General features: G+C 54.1%; 1 protein-coding gene. It reads right to left on the bottom strand.

Going from position 1 to position 266, the window contains the following annotated elements; genetic code table 11:
* The coding region (locus R0J87_RS21065) for an acylglycerol kinase family protein (RefSeq protein ID WP_498888711.1) at positions 1–266 on the bottom strand (266 nt) is incomplete at both ends.

Genomic DNA, 266 nt, shown 5'->3' with positions numbered 1-266 from the left:
CATTCGAAAAACAGCTGAATGTCCGCGCGAAATCATTGCCGGATCCTGCTGGCACCGCTGCGATGAACAAATCGCTTGTTCCGGCCGCTGCTGATGCAATTTCACGCATCGTCCCATCGCCCCCGAAGCCGATCACCAAATACTGGCCCGGCTGTGCTTTTAACCGGTTGACCAGTTGAAAAGCATGGCCGGACGATTGTGTGATGAAAGCTTCATGTGGAAGATCGATTGTTGCGGAAAACTTGCGCCATTTGGCGAGGGCCGCA

The organism is Halomonas sp. SIMBA_159 (genome assembly GCF_046536035.1).
GTDB lineage: Bacteria > Pseudomonadota > Gammaproteobacteria > Pseudomonadales > Halomonadaceae > Vreelandella > Vreelandella venusta_A.
This window is presented reverse-complemented; position numbering and strand designations above follow the sequence as displayed.